Source organism: Klebsiella scottii (genome assembly GCF_036561945.1).
GTDB lineage: Bacteria > Pseudomonadota > Gammaproteobacteria > Enterobacterales > Enterobacteriaceae > Klebsiella > Klebsiella scottii.
Window position 1 is genome coordinate 257,315 of the sequence record NZ_JARXNI010000020.1, and the last position, 18,934, is coordinate 276,248.

The 18,934-nt window shown below is 57.3% G+C and carries 21 protein-coding genes; 13 read left to right on the forward strand and 8 right to left on the reverse strand.

The features are described 5' to 3' along the window. The first annotated feature begins 110 nt into the window (after window positions 1–110). From hisJ to hisP, 4 genes are all read left to right on the forward strand, one after another. Window positions 111–893 carry a histidine ABC transporter substrate-binding protein HisJ gene (gene hisJ, locus QFI97_RS09040; RefSeq protein ID WP_095100527.1) on the forward strand — a complete coding sequence of 261 codons (783 nt, stop codon included), beginning with the start codon at window positions 111–113 and terminating at the stop codon, window positions 891–893. A gap of 66 nt (window positions 894–959) precedes the next feature. Then, the gene (locus tag QFI97_RS09045) at window positions 960–1,646 is read left to right on the forward strand and encodes a histidine ABC transporter permease HisQ (protein WP_095100529.1); all 687 of its coding nucleotides are present in this window, start codon (window positions 960–962) and stop codon (window positions 1,644–1,646) included. After that, the gene (locus tag QFI97_RS09050) at window positions 1,643–2,359 is read left to right on the forward strand and encodes an ABC transporter permease (RefSeq protein ID WP_095100531.1); all 717 of its coding nucleotides are present in this window, start codon (window positions 1,643–1,645) and stop codon (window positions 2,357–2,359) included. Before QFI97_RS09045 ends, QFI97_RS09050 begins: the two co-directional genes overlap by 4 nt. Before the next feature lie 7 nt (window positions 2,360–2,366). Beyond that, window positions 2,367–3,140 carry a histidine ABC transporter ATP-binding protein HisP gene (gene hisP / locus QFI97_RS09055; protein WP_095100534.1) on the forward strand — a complete coding sequence of 258 codons (774 nt, stop codon included), beginning with the start codon at window positions 2,367–2,369 and terminating at the stop codon, window positions 3,138–3,140. 47 nt (window positions 3,141–3,187) lie between these two features. Here the strand turns inward: hisP and QFI97_RS09060 are convergent, their stop codons facing one another. From QFI97_RS09060 to QFI97_RS09090, 6 genes are all read right to left on the reverse strand, one after another. After that, window positions 3,188–3,685, reverse strand: coding sequence for a GNAT family N-acetyltransferase (locus QFI97_RS09060; RefSeq protein ID WP_095100536.1), 498 nt, complete (start codon window positions 3,683–3,685; stop codon window positions 3,188–3,190). A gap of 85 nt (window positions 3,686–3,770) precedes the next feature. Next, complete coding sequence (locus tag QFI97_RS09065) at window positions 3,771–4,337, reverse strand: helix-turn-helix transcriptional regulator (RefSeq protein ID WP_346430966.1); 567 nt, start codon at window positions 4,335–4,337, stop codon at window positions 3,771–3,773. Window positions 4,338–4,830: 493 nt separating this feature from the next. After that, window positions 4,831–5,724 carry a TIGR01777 family oxidoreductase gene (locus QFI97_RS09075; protein WP_095100542.1) on the reverse strand — a complete coding sequence of 298 codons (894 nt, stop codon included), beginning with the start codon at window positions 5,722–5,724 and terminating at the stop codon, window positions 4,831–4,833. Between the two features lie 18 nt (window positions 5,725–5,742). Further along, window positions 5,743–6,105 (reverse strand): dihydroneopterin triphosphate 2'-epimerase, encoded by a 363-nt coding sequence (gene folX, locus QFI97_RS09080; RefSeq protein WP_041146583.1) that lies wholly within the window; start codon window positions 6,103–6,105, stop codon window positions 5,743–5,745. A 65-nt stretch (window positions 6,106–6,170) separates the two neighbouring features. Further along, on the reverse strand, window positions 6,171–6,800 hold the full coding sequence (yfcG, locus tag QFI97_RS09085; protein ID WP_346430967.1) for a GSH-dependent disulfide bond oxidoreductase: 630 nt from the start codon (window positions 6,798–6,800) through the stop codon (window positions 6,171–6,173). 79 nt (window positions 6,801–6,879) lie between these two features. After that, on the reverse strand, window positions 6,880–7,788 hold the full coding sequence (locus QFI97_RS09090; protein ID WP_346430968.1) for a LysR family transcriptional regulator: 909 nt from the start codon (window positions 7,786–7,788) through the stop codon (window positions 6,880–6,882). A gap of 103 nt (window positions 7,789–7,891) precedes the next feature. Between QFI97_RS09090 and QFI97_RS09095 the strand changes: the two genes are divergently transcribed. The 4 genes from QFI97_RS09095 (at window position 7,892) to yfcD (ending at window position 11,261) form a co-directional block, all read left to right on the forward strand. Beyond that, on the forward strand, window positions 7,892–9,313 hold the full coding sequence (locus QFI97_RS09095) for an aldehyde dehydrogenase family protein (RefSeq protein WP_346430969.1): 1,422 nt from the start codon (window positions 7,892–7,894) through the stop codon (window positions 9,311–9,313). A gap of 85 nt (window positions 9,314–9,398) precedes the next feature. Then, window positions 9,399–10,043: a glutathione transferase gene (gene yfcF, locus QFI97_RS09100; protein ID WP_095100550.1), complete on the forward strand. Its 645-nt coding sequence runs from the start codon at window positions 9,399–9,401 to the stop codon at window positions 10,041–10,043. Window positions 10,044–10,097: 54 nt separating this feature from the next. Next, a complete protein-coding gene (yfcE, locus tag QFI97_RS09105; RefSeq protein ID WP_095100552.1) occupies window positions 10,098–10,649 on the forward strand; it encodes a phosphodiesterase in 552 nt (183 codons plus the stop codon). Between the two features lie 57 nt (window positions 10,650–10,706). After that, window positions 10,707–11,261, forward strand: a complete 555-nt coding sequence (gene yfcD / locus QFI97_RS09110; RefSeq protein ID WP_095100554.1) for an NUDIX hydrolase YfcD — start codon at window positions 10,707–10,709, stop codon at window positions 11,259–11,261. Window positions 11,262–11,265: 4 nt separating this feature from the next. Here yfcD and QFI97_RS09115 read toward each other — a convergent pair whose 3' ends face one another. Continuing rightward, complete coding sequence (locus QFI97_RS09115; RefSeq protein ID WP_041146577.1) at window positions 11,266–12,285, reverse strand: LacI family DNA-binding transcriptional regulator; 1,020 nt, start codon at window positions 12,283–12,285, stop codon at window positions 11,266–11,268. Window positions 12,286–12,523: 238 nt separating this feature from the next. Between QFI97_RS09115 and QFI97_RS09120 the strand changes: the two genes are divergently transcribed. From QFI97_RS09120 to QFI97_RS09140, 5 genes are all read left to right on the forward strand, one after another. Continuing rightward, on the forward strand, window positions 12,524–12,967 hold the full coding sequence (locus QFI97_RS09120; protein WP_095100556.1) for a PTS sugar transporter subunit IIA: 444 nt from the start codon (window positions 12,524–12,526) through the stop codon (window positions 12,965–12,967). A gap of 77 nt (window positions 12,968–13,044) precedes the next feature. Further along, window positions 13,045–13,317 carry a PTS sugar transporter subunit IIB gene (locus tag QFI97_RS09125; protein WP_041146575.1) on the forward strand — a complete coding sequence of 91 codons (273 nt, stop codon included), beginning with the start codon at window positions 13,045–13,047 and terminating at the stop codon, window positions 13,315–13,317. Between the two features lie 219 nt (window positions 13,318–13,536). Beyond that, entirely contained in the window at window positions 13,537–14,928 is a 1,392-nt protein-coding gene (locus tag QFI97_RS09130) for a PTS ascorbate transporter subunit IIC (protein ID WP_045856066.1), read from the forward strand. Next, window positions 14,925–15,755 carry a transketolase gene (locus tag QFI97_RS09135; RefSeq protein ID WP_346430970.1) on the forward strand — a complete coding sequence of 277 codons (831 nt, stop codon included), beginning with the start codon at window positions 14,925–14,927 and terminating at the stop codon, window positions 15,753–15,755. The genes QFI97_RS09130 and QFI97_RS09135 overlap by 4 nt, the downstream gene beginning before the upstream one ends. Continuing rightward, on the forward strand, window positions 15,748–16,701 hold the full coding sequence (locus QFI97_RS09140) for a transketolase family protein (protein ID WP_346430971.1): 954 nt from the start codon (window positions 15,748–15,750) through the stop codon (window positions 16,699–16,701). The genes QFI97_RS09135 and QFI97_RS09140 overlap by 8 nt, the downstream gene beginning before the upstream one ends. A 66-nt stretch (window positions 16,702–16,767) precedes the next feature. Here QFI97_RS09140 and pta read toward each other — a convergent pair whose 3' ends face one another. Then, window positions 16,768–18,912, reverse strand: coding sequence for a phosphate acetyltransferase (pta, locus tag QFI97_RS09145; RefSeq protein WP_095101337.1), 2,145 nt, complete (start codon window positions 18,910–18,912; stop codon window positions 16,768–16,770). Window positions 18,913–18,934: the final 22 nt, after the last annotated feature.

An 18,934-nucleotide genomic window follows, 5' to 3' on the forward strand; every position in this document is an offset into this window, starting at 1 on the left:
TTTGCTCCCCGGCGCAGAATGTTTTGCCTTATCGGGGAGAAAAGTGGCACGATAACTGGCTTAAGTACTTCTAATAAACCCATTAGAATGACAGTTTGTTGAGGATAGTTATGAAAAAACTGGCGTTGTCTCTTTCTTTAGCGCTGGCCCTTTCCAGCGTTTCCACGGTATTCGCAGCCATTCCGCAAAAGGTTCGTATCGGTACAGATCCAACTTATGCCCCGTTTGAATCGAAAAATGCCCAGGGTGAGTTGATTGGTTTTGACATCGATCTGGCCAAAGAGCTGTGTAAGCGCATCAATACGCAATGTACCTTCATTGAAAACCCGCTGGATGCGCTGATCCCATCTTTAAAAGCGAAGAAAATCGATGCGATTATGTCTTCGCTTTCTATTACTGAAAAACGCCAGCAGGAAATTGCCTTCACCGACAAACTTTATGCCGCCGATTCCCGCCTGGTGGTGAAAAAGGGCAGCGATATTACGCCGGATCTTACCCTCCTGAAGGGCAAGCGTATCGGCGTGCTGCAGGGCACAACGCAGGAAACTTACGGCAACGAACACTGGGCGCCAAAAGGGATTGAGATTGTCTCCTATCAGGGTCAGGACAATATCTATTCCGACCTGACCGCCGGCCGCATTGACGCTGCGTTCCAGGATGAAGTGGCCGCAAGTGAAGGCTTCCTCAAGCAGCCGGTAGGGAAAGACTATCAGTTCGGCGGCCCGTCCATTAAGGACGAAAAGCTGTTTGGCGTCGGCACCGGCATGGGCCTGCGTAAAGAGGACAACGAGCTGCGCGAAGCGCTGAACAAAGCCTTCGCTGAAATGCGCAAAGATGGCACCTACGACAAGCTGGCGAAAAAATATTTCGATTTTAACGTGTACGGCGACTAACCATCACGCGTACGCCACCGCGCGTATTTTAGCGCGCGGTGGTCGATGATAGACAGGGCAGACAGCATGCTGTACGGGTTTTCACAGGTAATATTGCAGGGCGCTCTTGTCACGCTGGAGCTGGCCCTTAGTTCGGTTGTGCTGGCGGTCCTGATTGGTCTGGCTGGCGCTGGCGCGAAGCTATCGAGCAATCGACCGCTGGCGCTGGTATTTGAAGGTTACACCACCTTAATTCGTGGCGTGCCGGATCTGGTGCTGATGCTGCTGATTTTCTACGGGCTGCAGATCGCGCTGAACGCTCTCACCGATGCGCTAGGTATGTCGCAGTTTGATATCGACCCGATGATTGCGGGCATTATCACTCTGGGCTTTATCTACGGCGCGTACTTTACGGAAACCTTTCGTGGCGCTTTCCTCGCGGTACCGAAAGGACATATCGAAGCGGCGACCGCCTTTGGTTTTAGCGGCGGGCAGACGTTCCGGCGTATTCTGTTCCCGGCGATGATGCGCTATGCGCTGCCGGGGATCGGCAACAACTGGCAGGTTATCCTGAAAGCCACGGCGCTGGTTTCGCTGCTGGGGCTGGAGGATGTGGTTAAAGCGACGCAGCTGGCGGGGAAAAGTACCTGGCAGCCCTTCTATTTTGCCATCGTCTGCGGCCTGATTTATCTCGTATTTACAACGATTTCCAATGGTGTGCTGCTGCTGCTTGAACGCCGTTATACCGTGGGCGTGAAGAGGGCTGACCTGTGATTGAGATTATTCAGGAGTACTGGAAATCCCTGCTGTGGACCGACGGCTACCGCTTTACCGGCGTCGCAATCACGCTGTGGCTGTTAATCACCTCGGTGGTTATGGGCGGCGTGCTGGCGATTTTTCTCGCCATCGGGCGCGTCTCCAGCAATAAATACATTCAGTTTCCGATCTGGCTTTTTACCTATATTTTCCGCGGTACGCCGCTCTACGTGCAGCTGCTGGTGTTTTACTCCGGTATGTACACGCTGGAAATTGTCAAAGGCACCGAGCTGCTGAACGCCTTTTTCCGCAGCGGGCTGAACTGTACGGTGCTGGCACTGACGCTGAATACCTGCGCCTATACGACGGAGATTTTTGCCGGGGCGATTCGTTCGGTCCCCGCCGGAGAGATTGAGGCGGCGCGGGCGTATGGTTTTTCATCGGCCAAACTGTATCGCTGCATTATTCTACCCTCCGCGCTGCGCATCGCGCTGCCGGCGTACAGTAATGAAGTGATTCTGATGCTGCACTCCACCGCGCTGGCCTTTACCGCCACGGTGCCGGATCTGCTGAAAATTGCTCGTGATATTAACTCGGCGACCTATCAGCCGTTTACCGCCTTCGGCATTGCCGCGGTGCTGTACTTAATTATCTCGTATGTGCTGATTAGCCTGTTCCGCAAGGCGGAAAAGCGCTGGCTGCAGCATATAAAACCTTCTTCGACGCACTGAGAACGCCATGTCCGACAATAAATTAAACGTTATCGATCTCCATAAACGTTACGGCGAGCATGAGGTACTGAAAGGTGTCTCGATGCGGGCAGAAGCCGGGGACGTTATCAGTATCATCGGCTCATCGGGTTCCGGTAAAAGTACCTTTTTGCGCTGTATTAACTTTCTTGAGAAACCGAGCGAAGGCACGATTGTTGTTAGCGGGCAGAATATTGGCCTGGTTCGCGACAAGGATGGTCAGCTCAAGGTGGCGGATAAAAACCAGCTGCGCCTGCTGCGCACCCGTCTGACGATGGTATTCCAGCATTTCAACCTGTGGAGCCATATGACGGTGCTGGAAAACGTCATGGAAGCGCCCATCCAGGTGCTGGGACTAAGTAAGCAGGAAGCGCGGGTACGGGCAGAAAAGTACCTGGCGAAAGTCGGCATCGACGAGCGTCAGCAGATCAAATATCCGGTGCATCTCTCTGGCGGTCAGCAGCAGCGCGTGTCCATTGCGCGTGCGTTGGCGATGGAGCCTGAAGTCCTTCTGTTCGATGAACCGACCTCCGCGCTCGACCCTGAGCTGGTGGGAGAAGTGCTGCGCATCATGCAGCAGCTGGCGGAAGAGGGGAAAACGATGGTGGTGGTGACGCATGAAATGGGCTTTGCCCGCCACGTCTCCTCGCACGTTATTTTCCTCCATCAGGGCAAGATTGAAGAGGAAGGTCATCCCGATGAGGTTTTCGGTAATCCGAAAAGCCCGCGTTTGCAGCAGTTCCTCAAAGGCTCGTTGAAGTAAATTTCGCGCTCTCCCCGGCGGGGTAGATATACTCTGCCGGGGCAGGATCAGCGCTCCAGGCGATAGATCCAGTCATCGTAGTCAACGCCGTCCAGATGCCACGCCTTCTCCAGGATCTGGATCCGCCGGAAACCGTGTCTTTCCAGCAGCCGCGAAGAGCCTGAATTATCCCCGATGACCCACGCATTAATCGCGTTGATGCCGAGCCGGGTAAATCCGTAGCGGCAAATCTCCTTCAGCGCTTCGCTGGCATAGCCTTTCCCCTGCGCCTCAGGCAGCAGGGCATAGCCGACATCGGCTTCGTGCGGATTCTTACTACTGATGCGCAGGCCGATATCGCCAAGAGCCTCGCCGCGGCTATCGCGTAACACGAATACGCCGGATGCTTCACGGCGCGCATCGAACACGTTTCGCAGCGCCGTCTCGTCAAGAATGGGGCCCATAAAGCGCATCACCTGGCGATCGCTACGCAGGCGCAGGAAAAAGGGCCAGTCGGATTCGGTGAACGGAGAGAGCAGCAGGCGCGGGGTGGTTAGCGTAATCATAAGCGGGCCATTACGGTGGATCGTGGGTTCACCTTAACACCAGAAAGTACCGGATAACATGATCCTGTACCGATCGTGGCGGCGGTTATCCGGCGGCTGGTGAGGTCGGTAGCGGCTTGTCGAGCCCGTGAAAATAGTGCAGCACGGTTTCGCTCTGGCGAGAGGCCCGCAGCTGCAGGGCCAGATTCAGGCTGTCGAGGACCTCTGCGTGCGCCACCAGCGGCGAGTCCGCCGCAATTCTCGCTTCCGCGACCAGCCAGCCGACAATGGTTTTCCAGCGCCACAGCGGCGAGTTGCCTTTTACGCGCTGTACGGGGCCGGGAAATTTGCCGGAGCCTCGCGCCCCGTCTTTTAGCAGGGCAACGGCCTGTCGTGAAAGACCGGTGAGTTCGGCTATGTCGCTTAAGCCTACCAGCGTAGCGTCGACGGACTCGACCCGGGCATTCAGCTCCGATGCGGATTCGATGTTATCGATGGCAGACAGAATCGCCTGTTCGAGCGATTCGCTTTCGCGATCGAATTCCAGATACACCGCCGTGGCGTAAAAACAAACCAGTGCGTCAGCACAACCGGCGTGATGCAGCGCGTCCTCAAGACCTGGCGTATGGGCGCTAACGCCTGATAGCGTTAGGGTAAAGTTATAGAGGGTCATAGTTTGCGCTCCTTATGATTAAACCGAGCCGCCGACGTTGAACGGCAGCGGTCGACCATCCTGATAATTTGCCTGGCGTGATTCTCGGGAACGGCAGGGGTCGACCAGATGCTCATCATATGTTCACGATGATTAGCCGTCCCGCACCTGAGTCGTCCGAAGCAGTGCGCGCTCTTCCCGCCAGCGATAAAAATCCACCCCCGTGTGCGGGCATATTCGATGGCGGCTCTGATGTGTTTATCCGGATGTTCCTTCATCAATGCGTCCTCTGATACTGAACGTTGTGTTGACGGTTGTCAACAGTGTTGTGCTGAAAAAACAGACACCGGGACGTTATGACAGAGAGCGGGAAAGGAAGCTGGAATGAGCTTCACGGTGATAAGGGAACAGCGGCAGGAGATTGGATTACTGCGAGATGGCTTCCACGGGCGACAGGCCATCAGGGGAGTCCCAGGAGACTGGCAAATCCCCTGGGATTAAAAATGCGGCGCGTTTACCCGAGGACGTCTTTTAACGCCTCATCCAGATCGTACCAGCGAAAGCCAAAGCCGGCGGCTTCCAGGCGTTTTGGCAACGCACGCTGGCCGCCGAGTACCAGTACCGACGATTCACCCATTAGCAGGCGTATCGCCGCCGCCGGGACGCGAAAAATTGCCGGGCGATTTAGCGCCTGCCCAAGCGCGTGGGCGAACTGTTCGTTACGTACCGGATAAGGCGAAACCATGTTAAAGGGGCCGCGCAGGTCGTTATCCAGCAGCCACAGAATACCGTTAACCATATCGTCGATATGGATCCATGCCAGATACTGCCTGCCGCTGCCGATAGGGCCACCGAGGCCGAGCTTAAACGCCGGAGTCATTTTGGCAAGGATGCCGCCTCTCGATGCCAGCACGACGCCGGTGCGTAAAAGGCAGACGCGGGTGCGGTCGCTTTGCGCTTCGCAGGCCAGCTGTTCCCAGCGGGCGCAGAGTTTGTGGGTGAACTCATTGTGCGGCGGCTCTTCTTCGGTGACGACGACTTCCCCCAGGTCACCATAATAACCTGCCGCAGAGCCGCTAATCAGCACCGCAGGCGGGGTGTCGCTGGCGTTGATGAGCGCGGCCAGCTGTTGCGTGATATCCCAGCGGCTGTGGCACAGGCGCTGTTTTTGCTCCGCCGTCCAGCGTTTGTCGGCGATCGGCTCGCCCGCCAGATTGATAACCGCGTCAATTTCGTTGAGATGCTGGCGATTGTCAAAGCCGCGCCACAGCGTGACGCGGGGATCGAGCCGGGACCGGGCTTTTTCCGGGCTGCGCGTGGAGACCGTTACGTTATGCCCCAGCTCCAGAAGCCGGGGGATGAGATGCCGACCAATCAGGCCGGTACCGCCAGTAAGCAGAATCTTCATAGCGCCTCCCTAAGAAGCCTACCGCCGCCAGCTCATGGTCATTGATACCGAGTCGGCGTAGCGGAGTGCATAAAGTTTATCGATCTCAACTTCAGCATAAGTGACCCAGTGATGTTCGCATGCGATATCGAGCACATCCTGAGTTAATTTTTCCAGTAAGGAGAAGCGGTTATTCTCAATATGGCTGATGATGCGCTTGGTGATGGTGCGGTAATTCAGCGCATCGTTGATATCTTCGCTGTTGCGGGATTGATCCGCCGGGTAGTGAATGGCGACGTTTACCACCACATCCTGACGGTTAGCAATCTCTTCCTCTTTAATACCAATAAAAGTACGCAAGCGTAGGTTCTTTATACGAATAATGGCGTCTGGCTGAGACATTGCAGGCTTCCTCCGTGTTGTAATTTCCGCAATCATACATGAAAGCAGGTCGTGCGAGCAGGGGGTTAAGATTGCTGAATTTTCAGCAACGCCTCGGCGGTTGCAGGGCGCTGGCGAATACGCTCAAACCAGTTATGTACCGCCGGGAAATTTGCGAGATCGATACGCTGGCGCTGATGCGCGTTAATCCACGGCCAGCAGGCGATATCGGCAATGCTGTAGCGCTCGCCGCCGAGCCACGGGCTGACCTCCAGACGCCGGTTGAGTACGCTATATAGCCGCTGCGTTTCCACCTGATAGCGCTCAATGGCATAGGGAACCGTCTGCGGTGCCGAATGGTTGAAGTGCTGATTTTGCCCCAGCATCGGCCCCAGTCCGCCCACCTGCCAGAACAGCCACTGCAGCGTAACGTGGCGCTCGCGCAGCTCGCCGCTCAGCAGCTTTGCCGATTTCTCGGCGAGATAGAGCAGAATGGCCCCGGATTCGAACAGGCTCAGCGGCGCGCCGCCGTCAACGGGAACGTGGTCGACTATCGCCGGGATTTTATTATTGGGTGAGAGGCTGAGAAACTGCGGGCGGAACTGTTCGCCTTTGGTGATATCGACCCGAATCAGCCGATAGGCCAGCTGAGCCTCTTCGAGGAACAGAACGATTTTTTGGCCGTTTGGGGTGGGTGCGTAGTAAAGATCGATCATGATGTCTCCCGCCGTCGTGGGTCGCCAATTTTTCGAGTATAGGCGACCTGGCGTATTGCGGGAGCGTAGGGGGATAAATTCAGCGCGTTGTTGTGGGGGGAACTCCCATTTCGCGCACCAGCGCGATAAACGCCTGCAGTCCGGGCGGAATATGGCGGCGGCCCGGATAGTAGAGGGACAGGCCGCCAAATGAAGGGCACCAGTCGCCCATCACGCTGATGAGCCTGCCGCTGGCAAGATCGTCCTGGATAAACCAGTCAGAGATAAACGCCAGTCCGATACCCGCCAGCGCCGCGCGGTGGATGGCCTGCATCTCGCTCAGAATAATGCGCGGCGGGACGTTAAGCGCTACTTTTTGCCCATCCCGCTCCAGCTCCCAGCGATAAATTCCGCCATGCGACATGCGCATGCCAATCCCCTGATGACGCATAAGATCGTCCGGACCGTGCGGAACGCCGTGTCGGGCAAAGTAGTCCGGGGTTGCGACGATCAGCATCCGCGCGTCGGGCGTCAGGGCGACGGCAATCATATCCTGCGGCAGCGATTCTGCGAGGCGGATCCCCGCGTCATAGCCTTCGGCAACGATATCCACCAGCCGGGATTCGGTGGTGATGTCGAGGCGCATTACCGGATAGCGTTTGAGGAAGGCCTCGAAAATATCAAACAGCAGAGCAACGCTTTCGCGCGGCGCGTTGATCCGCAGGGTTCCGCTCGGCATTTCAGGCTGGGTGGCGACTTCCTCCGAGGCGCGTCGGATTTCAGCCACGGCGGGCGCTATACGCTCAACGTAACGCTGTCCGGCGTCGGTCAGCGCGACGCTGCGGGTCGTACGATTAAACAGGCGCACGTTGAGGCGAGCCTCCAGCCCGGCAACGGCGTTGCTGACGGCGGTAACCGACATCCCCAGCTCCCGGGCAGCCGCGCGAAAGCTTTGCCGATGCGCGACGGCGAGGAGGACTTCGAGTTCAGTAATACCGCTACGCTGCATAATTATCCCGATTTTCGTAACAGGTTGTGCTGATTATACCCTCTTATCGCGGCAATAAGACGACTCTATACTCCCGGGTATCAAGCAGGATGGAGAAATCATTATGCACAACATCGATCAAATTTATATCAACGGCCAGTTTGTCACGCCGCACGGTAGCGAAGAGTTTGCGCTGTTTAACCCGAGGACCGAAGAGGCGATTGGCCTGGTGCGGCTGGCCGATGAACAGGATGCAGAGCGGGCGATTGCCGCGGCAAAAGCGGCATTTCCGGCGTGGTCGCGGACGACGAAAGAGGAGCGTTTGGCCGTGCTGGAACGTATGTATCAGGCCGTTCAGGCGCGGGAAGCCGATTTGCTGGAAGCCATTGTGACGGAATACGGCGCGCCGGCTTCTCGTTCGCAATGGATGGCGGCGTGGCCGGCGCAAACTATCAGGCAGGCGATGGCGACGCTGGAGCGCTTTGAGTTTGTCGAGCAGGCCGGCCGAGCCCAGGTGGTGATGACGCCGGTCGGCGTCGCGGGATTGATTACGCCGTGGAACAGCGATGCCGGTTTTATTTGCAGCAAGCTGGCGACGGCGATGGCGGCAGGCTGTACGGCGGTGATTAAGCCGAGCGAGATGAGCGCCTGGCAGACGCAAATTATTAGCGAAGCGCTACACGCGGCCCGGATCCCGGCGGGCGTATTTAACATCGTCACCGGGCGCGGGGAGATCGTGGGGGACGTTATCAACCATCACCCCGATATCGCGAAAATTTCATTTACCGGCTCAACCGCTGTCGGCAAGCATATTATCGAAAGCGGGGCGCAAACGCTGAAGCGCGTGACGCTGGAGCTTGGGGGCAAGTCGCCCACCGTCATTCTTAATGATGCGGATATACAGCTGGCGGTTCCGCTGGCGCTGGCGGCCGGGTTTATGAACAGCGGGCAGGCGTGCGTTGCCGGGACGCGTATTTTGCTCCCCGCGCGGCGCCAGGCCGAGTTTGAGCAGGCTATCGTGCAGGCCGTGGCGGCTGACTATATTTCTGGCGACCCGCGCGATCCGCAGACCGCGATTGGCCCGATGGTCAGCCATAAGCAGTGGCAGCGGGTGCAGGATTATATCCGCCTGGGCCAGCGGGAGGGCGCCAGGCTGCTGACGGGCGGCGTCGGTCGGCCGCAGGGCATGGAAAAAGGCTGGTGCGTTAAGCCGACCGTGTTCAGCGATGTGCATAATCAGATGCGTATTGCGCGGGAAGAGATTTTTGGCCCGGTGCTGGTCATTATTCCTTATCAGGATGAGGCCGAGGCGATTGCGATTGCCAACGACACCGCGTACGGCCTGAGCGCGCTGGTGTTATGCGGCGATCGTCAGCGCGGTACGGAGGTGGCTCTGGCGATTGAGTCCGGGCGCGTGCTGGTCAACACTCTCGAACATGAGCCGCAGGCGCCGTTTGGCGGGTTCAAGCAATCCGGGGTGGGGCGCGAGATGGGGAAATGGGGAATGCAGGCCTATCTGGAGCCGAAAACGCTGCTCGTCGGCTAGTGCGAAATCCTCATGGTGCGATAAGTGACATCCCTCAGAAGACAGGATATGTTGATTTATCGCCCCATTATTTGTCGAGGATGCCATGAGCCAGCCGGTTATTACCCTGTGGTCCGATGCCGATTTTTTCTCTCCGTACGTGATGTCAGCGTATGTTTCCCTGCAGGAGAAGAGCCTGCCTTTCACCCTTAAAACCGTCAATCTGGATAGCGGCGAGCACCTGCAGGCGGGCTGGAAAGGATTCTCCGCCACCCGGCGCGTGCCGCTGCTGGAGGTTGACGATTTTGCCCTCAGCGAATCGTCCGCTATCAGCGAATATCTCGACGAGCGCTTTGCGCCGCCGGAATGGGAGCGGCTCTATCCTCACGATCTGCAAAAGAGAGCCCGTGCCCGTCAGGTTCAGGCCTGGCTGCGCAGCGATCTGCTGCCCATTCGCGAAGAGCGCTCTACCGACGTGATTTTCGCCGGGCAAAAGAAACCCGCGCTTAGCGCGGCGGGCCGCAGGAGCGCGGAAAAATTATTCGAGACCGCTTCCGGGCTGCTGGCCCACGGCGGCACCAATTTGTTCGGCGAATGGTCTATTGCCGATACCGATCTTGCGCTTATGCTCAACCGGCTGGCGCTTAACGGCGATGAGGTGCCGGAGAGGCTGGCAGATTACGCCGCCTTCCAGTGGCAGCGTGCATCCGTTCAGCGCTATGCCGCACTGTCGGCCAAACGCGCCGGCTGATTCGCGTCTGCGGTTCCGCTATCATAGGGCATCGTAATGCGTGGAGATAAAAAAATGCGGCTGATGTTTGCATCGGATATTCATGGCTCTCTGCCCGCCGCAGAGCGCGTGCTGGAACGGTTTGCGCAGAGTGGGGCGCAGTGGCTGATTATTCTGGGCGACGTGCTCAACCACGGGCCGCGTAATGCTCTCCCTGAAGGCTACGCGCCGGCAGAGGTCGCCGGGAAGCTGAACGGCGCGGCGTCGCGCATCATTGCCGTACGCGGCAACTGCGACAGCGAAGTCGATCAGATGCTGCTGAACTTTCCCATTACCGCGCCCTGGCAACAGGTTTTGACCGAACAACATCGGCTGTTTCTGACTCACGGGCATCTGTACAGCCCCGAAAAATTGCCGCCGCTCTGCGCTGGCGATGTCCTGGTTTATGGTCATACTCATATTCCGGTAGCCGAGAAGCGCGGCGATATTTTTCTCTTTAACCCCGGTTCCGTGAGCATCCCCAAAGGGGGATTTCCCGCCAGCTATGGCCTCCTTGAAGGGGATCGGCTGCAGGTTTTAGCGCTCGATGAACATCAGGTTATTGCAGAGGTGGCAATTAACCCGTAATTTACCCCCAACCGTAAAGACGCGCCGCAAGAGCGCTTTAAAAAGTAAGGTTTCCTGATGGCGGAACAGAACGATTTGGCAAGCACAGAATGGGTAGATATCGTTAATGAAAACAATGAGGTGATAGCGCAATCCAGCCGCGAGCAAATGCGCGCGCAGTGTCTGCGTCATCGCGCAACCTACATTGTCGTTCATGATGGCATGGGCAAAATTCTGGTGCAGCGTCGTACCGAAATAAAAGATTTTCAGCCGGGCATGCTGGATGCGACCGCCGGCGGCGTGGTGCAGGCTGACGAGCAGTTGCTGGATTCAGCGCGTCGCGAGGCCGAAGAGGAGCTGGGCATTGCTGGCGTCCCCTTCGCCGACCACGGTCAGTTCTACTACGAGGATAAGCACTGCCGCGTCTGGGGAAGCCTGTTTAGCTGCGTGTCGCACGGCCCCTTTGCTTTGCAGGAAGAGGAGGTCAGCGAAGTGTGCTGGCTGACGCCGGAAGAGATCACCGCCCGCTGCGATGAGTTCACCCCGGACTCGTTAAAAGCGCTGGCGCTGTGGATGACCCGCAATGCCAACAACGAGTCGGCAAAGCCGGAAAAGCAGGAAGAGGAAGAGTAGCCGCCTAGCAGCTATCCCGCAGGCATAAACTGGAGACGATGGGTTTCCTGCCGCTCCAGTTGCCTTCATTAAGGCGCTCCAGAAGGGCGCGTCCAGCTTCAATACCAATCTTGTGATGCGGTACGGCCATCGTGGTTAGCGGCGGCTGGCAGACCCGGCTGACATCGCTATCTCCGAAGCCGACTACCGCCAAATCGTCCGGGACTTTAATACGTCGACGCTGGCACTCGTACAGCGCTCCGCACGCCAGCTCATCCGAAACGCAGACCAGCGCATCCAGCTCCGGCCACGCCAGCAAAAACTCCGGTAGCTGAGAAGCGCCGGTGGAAAAACTGGGGGGGAGCGCGGCGTTAATCACCCGATTCGGCGACATATGGTGGCGCAGCATCGCTTTGTACCACCCCTGCAGGTGCTGCTGAAAAATCCACTGCTCCTGGTTGGCGCACAGCAGGCCGATATTTTGGTAGCCGCGGTGGATGAGCATTTCAGTGAGTTCGAACATTGCGGCAACGTTATCGATGCCGATATTCATGTCAATAGGGTCGGCGCGCATGGCGCCCATCTCCATCACCGGAATCGACGCGTTGTTCAGCCAGTGGCGTACGGTATCGCTATGTTCAACGCTAAGCAGAATGGCGGCCGCGATGTTCGACGCCAGCAGCGTTTCCAGCAGCTTCTCTTCCTGTTCGAGGCGATGCTGCGACTCCGCCAGCATGATTTGATAACCCGCCGGCTGCAGAACCTGCTGAAGCCCGGCAAACATTGCGGAGCAGCCCGCTTCGGCAAGATTTGGCACCACCATAGCTATCGTTCTTGAGGAGGCGGAAGCCAGCGCGCTGGCGGCCAGATTGGGCATATATCCCAGCTCCTGCACCGCGGCTTCGATTTTTTCGCGAAGCTTATCGGAAACCTGCTCCGGCGTGCGGAGCGCACGCGAGACGGTCATCGTGCCCACGCCGGCAAGCTGGGCAACATCGGCGATCGTCACCTTACCGGTACTACGCCGTTTTCGGGTTAGAGACATACACATTCCTGCTGAACAGACGCTTTTCATTTGCATCCATCACTTTACGTTTCAGGGAGTATACGCCTTAAATCCACATTTTTGCTGCGTTTTCATATGATGATTACGAATTGATAGCGCTATCACAATTTTGAATGTTATCTGTTGGTAGCGCTATCTTTGTGATCGCCATCGCAGCTAACTGCTGTGCGCTTGAATAAAGTTTGCCCATCTTTTGCTAAAAGACGGGGGAGATAAAATGCTCAGTAAATGGATCTTTGATTCCACTATCACGCTCCGGCAGAGCGTGGAAGAGTGGCCTCAGGCTCTGGAGATTTGCGCCGGGCCGCTGCTCGACGCTGGCGTTATTGCGCCCGAGTATGTGACCGCGATTGTGGAACAGCACGTGAAGCTGGGGCCGTACTATGTGCTGGCGCCGGGGCTGGCGATGCCGCATGCGCGGCCGGAGGAAGGAGCCAAAGGCCTGGGTTTATCGTTGCTGAAGCTGGAACAGGGCGTGTCGTTTGGTTCAGCAGAGTTCGACCCGGTCGATATTATTATTATGCTGGCAGCACCCGACAAGCATAGTCATATCGAGATGATTTCCGCGCTGGCTGAATTATTTTCCAGTGATGAAGATATGGATCAATTACATCAGGCGAAAACCCTGGAGGAGATTAAAACGATAATCGCGCGATTCTGACCTAATTCATAACCTGATTTATAACCCATTACGCCCGACGTGATGCGGAGCAACTGTACCCAAAAAAGGTGATAACAATGAAAATTATGGCGATTTGTGGTTCTGGCCTGGGCAGTAGTTTTATGGTTGAAATGAATATTAAAAAGGTGCTTAAAAAGCTCGAAATAGAAGCGGAAGTTGAACACTCCGATCTCTCATCGGCAACGCCTGGGGCGGCAGATTTATTTGTGATGGCTAAAGACATCGCCGCCAGCGCCAGCGTTCCGGAAAGCCAGCTGGTGGTGATCACCAACATCATCGACATCAATGAACTCGAAGCGCAGCTGCGCGCGTGGTTCGCCAAACAATAACTATTTATACCCTAAATAATTCGGGTGGCAGAAGGCGGCGACGCAGAGAGTCCCCTGGCGCTTACTGAAGTAAGCGATTGGGGTGAGCGACAAATCTGTCCGGAACAGGTTTGAACGCGGTGTCGCGGTGGCCCGCAAGGGCGAGGATCATGGATGAGCCGGGTAACAAAGCCAACGCCCATGCAACCTGAAGTATGACGGGGATATAGCGAGGCGGATATGTTTATCCTTGAAACGCTGAATTTTGTTGTTGATATTCTGAAAGTGCCCTCGGTGCTGGTGGGGTTAATTGCGCTGATCGGCCTGGTCGCACAAAAAAAATCATTTTCTGACGTCGTAAAAGGAACGATTAAAACAATTCTTGGTTTTATTGTTTTGGGCGGCGGGGCGACGGTATTAGTTGGCTCGCTGAATCCGCTGGGAGGAATGTTTGAACATGCCTTTAATATCCAGGGGATTATTCCAAATAACGAGGCGATTGTTTCTATTGCCCTCGAAAAATACGGTGCGTCAACCGCGCTGATTATGGCTTTTGGTATGGTCGCGAATATTATCGTCGCCCGCTTTACGCGGCTGAAGTATATATTCCTGACCGGGCATCATACCTTCTATATGGCCTGTATGATCGGCGTGATCCTCACCGTGGCGGGCTTCGAAGGCGTCGGGCTGGTGTTTACCGGTTCGCTGATCCTCGGCCTGGTGATGGCGTTCTTCCCGGCGCTGGCGCAGCGCTATATGAAGCGAATTACCGGAACCGATGATATCGCCTTCGGCCACTTCGGCACCCTGGGCTACGTGCTCTCGGGCTGGATTGGCAGCGTCTGCGGAAAAGGCTCCCGCTCCACCGAAGAGATGAACCTGCCGAAGAACCTAAGCTTCCTGCGCGACAGCTCAATCTCTATCTCCCTGACGATGATGATTATCTACCTGATCATGGCCGTGAGCGCCGGGCGTGAGTATGTGGAAAGCACCTTCAGCGGCGGCCAGAACTATCTGGTCTACGCCATCATCATGGCGATTACCTTCGCCGCCGGGGTGTTTATCATCCTGCAAGGGGTGCGCCTGATCCTGGCGGAAATCGTGCCGGCGTTTACCGGCTTCTCAGAAAAACTGGTGCCGAACGCGCGTCCTGCGCTGGATTGCCCGGTGGTTTACCCGTATGCGCCCAACGCGGTGCTGATCGGTTTCCTGTTTAGCTTCCTCGGTGGTCTGGTGGGGCTGTTCCTGCTTGGGCAAATGAACCTGGTGCTGATTCTACCGGGCGTCGTGCCGCACTTTTTCACCGGTGCGACGGCGGGGGTCTTCGGCAACGCCACCGGCGGTCGTCGGGGCGCAATGATTGGCGCGTTTGCTAACGGTCTGCTGATCACCTTCCTGCCGGTGCTGCTGCTGCCGGTTCTGGGGGCGATCGGTTTTGCCAATACCACCTTCTCAGACGCCGATTTCGGCGCGATCGGTATCGTGCTCGGCAACCTGGCGCGCTATCTGTCGCCGTTTGCGATTACGGGTCTTGTTGTGGCGCTGTTCGCTCTGCTGGTCGCGTACAACGTCTTTGCGAAGAAGAAATCTGCGGGCAATGGCGCGCAGGAGAATACCGGAGCCAAATCATGAATGTACAAGAAGTGACCCAACTGGCGCGCGACATTCGCGTCGCCACGCTTAAATCGCTGACGAATCTGGGTTTTGGCCACTACGGCGGCAGCATGTCGGTCGTCGAAACGCTGGCGGTGCTGTACGGCGCGGTGATGAAAATCGATCCCGCCGACCCGGACTGGCCGGAGCGCGACTACTTTGTGCTGTCAAAAGGCCATGCCGGACCGGCGCTGTACAGCACCTTAGCCATCAAGGGCTATTTCCCGATGGAAGAGCTCAGCACGCTTAACCATAACGGGACCCGTCTGCCGAGCCACCCGGATCGCCTGAAAACGCGGGGAGTGGATGCGACCACCGGTTCGCTGGGGCAGGGGATTTCTATCGCCGGCGGTATGGCGCTCTCCCATAAGCTGGCCGGGCGTTCGAATCGGGTATTCTGCATTGTCGGTGACGGCGAGCTGAATGAGGGACAGTGCTGGGAGGCGTTTCAGTTTATCGCCCACCACCGCCTGAATAATCTGACGGTGTTTGTTGACTGGAACAAACTGCAGCTCGACGGCGCTCTCGACGAAATTATCCGCGCCTTCAACCTCGAGGAGAAGTTCCGCGCCTTTGGTTTTGACGCCATCACCGTGAAGGGGGACGACATCGTCGGGCTGCTGGCGGCTGTACAGCCCGTTCCGGCTGCCGATGCGCGCCCGCGGGTGGTGATCCTCGACAGCATTAAAGGGCAGGGCGTGCCGTATCTCGAGCAGCTCAGCAATTCCCATCACCTGCGCCTGACGGATGAGATGACAGCGGCGCTGAACGAGACAATTCGTCAACTGGAGGCCGCACATGATTAACGTCGCACCCGCAGGACAAAAAGACGCAGTGGAAATGCGTAAAGTGTATGCCGGATTTGTCGCCCGGCAGATTGAGGCCGGGAGCGACATTATCGCCCTCGAAGCCGATCTGATGAGCTCGATGGCAATGGACGGCGTGGCGCGGGATTATCCGCAGCACGTGATCAACTGCGGCATTATGGAGGCCAACGTTATCGGGACCGCCGCCGGCCTGTCGCTGACCGGGCGCCGGCCGTTTGTGCATACTTTTACCGCCTTTGCCAGCCGCCGCTGCTTCGATCAGCTGTTTATGGCGCTGGATTATCAGCGTAACAACGTCAAGGTCATTGCCTCCGACGCCGGCGTTACCGCCTGCCATAACGGCGGCACCCATATGTCGTTTGAAGATATGGGGATCGTTCGCGGCCTTGCGCACTCGGTGGTGCTGGAGGTCACCGATGCGGTGATGTTCGACGATATCCTGCGTCAGCTGATGACGCTCAACGGTTTCTACTGGGTGCGCACCATCCGCAAGCAGGCGCCGAGCGTTTACGCGCCGGGCTCGACGTTTACCATCGGCAAGGGCTACGTCCTGCGAGAAGGCGAAGATATCACCCTGATTGCCAACGGTATTATGGTGGCGGAAGCGCTGGAGGCGGCGCGACAGCTTGAGCAGGAAGGCGTCAGCGCGGCGGTAATCGATATGTTTACCCTCAAGCCTATCGACCGCATGCTGGTGAAAAATTATGCCGAGAAAACCGGGCGCATTGTGACCTGCGAAAACCACAGCATTCACAACGGACTGGGATCGGCCGTGGCCGAGGTGCTGGTGGAAACCTGCCCGGTGCCGATGCGCCGCGTGGGGGTGAAGGAGCGTTATGGCCAGGTCGGTACCCAGGATTTCCTGCAGAAGGAGTATGGCCTGACGGCGCATGATATTGTGTCGGCGGCGAGAGAGCTGCTGTAAATAACAAAGGCGACCATCGAGGTCGCCTTTTTTTTCACCAACCGGCGCAGGCGCCAGCGGAGAGTGTTACTGCTGCTGCTGAGACGACTGAATCGCGGTCAGCGCGATGGTGTAGACGATATCGTCTACCAGCGCGCCACGGGACAGGTCGTTCACCGGCTTACGCATACCCTGCAGCATCGGCCCGATGGAGATCAGGTCGGCAGAACGCTGTACGGCTTTGTAAGTGGTGTTACCGGTGTTCAGATCCGGGAAGATGAACACGGTCGCGCGGCCGGCAACCGGAGAGTTCGGCGCCTTGGATTTTGCCACGTCAGCCATAACGGCAGCGTCGTACTGCAGCGGGCCGTCGATCATCAGGTCAGGACGTTTTTCCTGAGCCAGACGCGTCGCTTCACGAACTTTTTCGACGTCGCTACCCGCGCCGGAGGTGCCGGTGGAGTAGGAGAGCATCGCCACGCGCGGTTCAATGCCAAAGGCAATCGCGGAATCTGCGGACTGAATAGCGATCTCCGCCAGCTGTTCTGCGGTTGGGTCCGGGTTAATCGCGCAGTCGCCGTACACGTAAACCTGTTCAGGCAGCAGCATGAAGAACACGGAGGAGACCAGAGAGCTGCCCGGAGCCGTTTTGATCAGCTGCAGCGGCGGACGAATGGTGTTGGCGGTGGTGTGTACCGCGCCGGACACCAGGCCGTCGACTTCGTCCTGTTCCAGCATCAGCGTGCCGAGAACCACGTTGTCTTCCAGCTGCTCGCGAGCAACCGCTTCGGTCATACCCTTGCTCTTACGCAGTTCGACCAGGCGAGCCACGTAGCTTTCGCGAACCACTTCCGGATCGACGATTTCGATACCAGAACCCAGCTCTACGCCCTGAGCGGCGGCAACGCGGTTGATCTCATCCGGGTTACCCAGCAGCACGCAGGTCGCGATACCGCGTTCTGCGCAGATTGCCGCTGCTTTAACGGTACGCGGCTCGTCGCCTTCCGGCAGAACGACGCGTTTGCCCGCTTTGCGCGCCAGCTCGGTGAGCTGGTAGCGGAAGGCCGGCGGAGAGAGGCGACGGCTGCGCTCGGAGGTCGCAGTCAGAGACTCGATCCAGTCGGCGTTGATGTAGCTGGCCACGTACTCCTGAACTTTCTCGATACGCTCGTGATCGTCAACCGGCACTTCCAGGTTGAAGCTCTGCAGGCTCAGAGAGGTCTGCCAGGTATTGGTGTTCACCATGAATACCGGCAGGCCGGTGGCAAACGCGCGTTCGCACAGCTTGCTCACGCGGGCGTCCATTTCGTAGGCGCCGGTCAGCAGCAGAGCGCCGATTTCTACGCCGTTCATCGCCGCCAGGCAGGCTGCAACCAGTACGTCAGGACGATCGGCGGAGGTCACCAGCAGGGAACCTGCGCGGAAGTGTTCCAGCATGTGCGGAATGCTGCGCGCACAGAAGGTAACGGATTTTACGCGGCGGGTATTGATGTCGCCTTCATTGATGATGGTGGCATTCAGGTGGTGCGCCATATCGATTGCGCGGGTGGCAATCAGATCGAAGCTCCACGGCACCGCGCCGAGAATCGGCAGCGCGCTGCCGTTCTGCAGCTGAGCCGGATCGATCTTGACCACTTTCGCTTTCGAAGAGTCATCGAAAATTTCTGACAGGTCAGGGCGGGTACGTCCCTGCTCGTCAACCGGCGCGTTCAGCTTGTTGACGATAACACCGGTAATGTTAGTGTTCTTCACGCCGCCGAAGCTGTTGCGGGTCAGTTCGATACGCTCGTTCAGCTGTTCCTGGGTGTCGGTGCCCTGAGACATCACAAAGACGATTTCAGCGTTCAGCGTTTTGGCGATTTCGAAGTTCAGCGACTGGGCAAACTGGTGTTTACGCGTCGGAACCAGGCCTTCTACCAGCACAACTTCAGCATCCTGAGTGCTGGCGTGGTAGTTAGCGATGATCTCTTCCATCAGCACGTCTTTCTGGTTGCTGGACAGCAGCGACTCAACGTGGCTCATCTTCAGCGGCTCTGCGGCCGGAAGGTTGGAATTAGCGCGAACGATAGCGGTAGTCTGGTCAGGCGCATCGCCGCCAGCGCGCGGTTGCGCGATAGGTTTAAAGACGCTCAGACGAACGCCTTTACGTTCCATAGCACGGATAACACCGAGGCTGACGCTGGTCAGGCCTACGCTGGTTCCGGTAGGGATTAGCATGATTATACGGGACACGATATATCCTCTTTCGTTACCG

Bases quoted from the DNA above. Each gene is read 5' to 3' on its own strand.
- hisJ (WP_095100527.1), top strand. From the start codon at position 111: ATGAAAAAACTGGCGTTGTCTCTTTCTTTAGCGCTGGCCCTTTCCAGC.
- QFI97_RS09045 (WP_095100529.1), top strand. From the start codon at position 960: ATGCTGTACGGGTTTTCACAGGTAATATTGCAGGGCGCTCTTGTCACG.
- hisP (WP_095100534.1), top strand. From the start codon at position 2,367: ATGTCCGACAATAAATTAAACGTTATCGATCTCCATAAACGTTACGGC.
- QFI97_RS09060 (WP_095100536.1), bottom strand. From the start codon at position 3,685: ATGATTACGCTAACCACCCCGCGCCTGCTGCTCTCTCCGTTCACCGAA.
- QFI97_RS09065 (WP_346430966.1), bottom strand. From the start codon at position 4,337: ATGACCCTCTATAACTTTACCCTAACGCTATCAGGCGTTAGCGCCCAT.
- QFI97_RS09075 (WP_095100542.1), bottom strand. From the start codon at position 5,724: ATGAAGATTCTGCTTACTGGCGGTACCGGCCTGATTGGTCGGCATCTC.
- folX (WP_041146583.1), bottom strand. From the start codon at position 6,105: ATGTCTCAGCCAGACGCCATTATTCGTATAAAGAACCTACGCTTGCGT.
- yfcG (WP_346430967.1), bottom strand. From the start codon at position 6,800: ATGATCGATCTTTACTACGCACCCACCCCAAACGGCCAAAAAATCGTT.
- QFI97_RS09090 (WP_346430968.1), bottom strand. From the start codon at position 7,788: ATGCAGCGTAGCGGTATTACTGAACTCGAAGTCCTCCTCGCCGTCGCG.
- QFI97_RS09095 (WP_346430969.1), top strand. From the start codon at position 7,892: ATGCACAACATCGATCAAATTTATATCAACGGCCAGTTTGTCACGCCG.
- yfcF (WP_095100550.1), top strand. From the start codon at position 9,399: ATGAGCCAGCCGGTTATTACCCTGTGGTCCGATGCCGATTTTTTCTCT.
- yfcE (WP_095100552.1), top strand. From the start codon at position 10,098: ATGCGGCTGATGTTTGCATCGGATATTCATGGCTCTCTGCCCGCCGCA.
- yfcD (WP_095100554.1), top strand. From the start codon at position 10,707: ATGGCGGAACAGAACGATTTGGCAAGCACAGAATGGGTAGATATCGTT.
- QFI97_RS09115 (WP_041146577.1), bottom strand. From the start codon at position 12,285: ATGTCTCTAACCCGAAAACGGCGTAGTACCGGTAAGGTGACGATCGCC.
- QFI97_RS09120 (WP_095100556.1), top strand. From the start codon at position 12,524: ATGCTCAGTAAATGGATCTTTGATTCCACTATCACGCTCCGGCAGAGC.
- QFI97_RS09125 (WP_041146575.1), top strand. From the start codon at position 13,045: ATGAAAATTATGGCGATTTGTGGTTCTGGCCTGGGCAGTAGTTTTATG.
- QFI97_RS09130 (WP_045856066.1), top strand. From the start codon at position 13,537: ATGTTTATCCTTGAAACGCTGAATTTTGTTGTTGATATTCTGAAAGTG.
- QFI97_RS09135 (WP_346430970.1), top strand. From the start codon at position 14,925: ATGAATGTACAAGAAGTGACCCAACTGGCGCGCGACATTCGCGTCGCC.
- QFI97_RS09140 (WP_346430971.1), top strand. From the start codon at position 15,748: ATGATTAACGTCGCACCCGCAGGACAAAAAGACGCAGTGGAAATGCGT.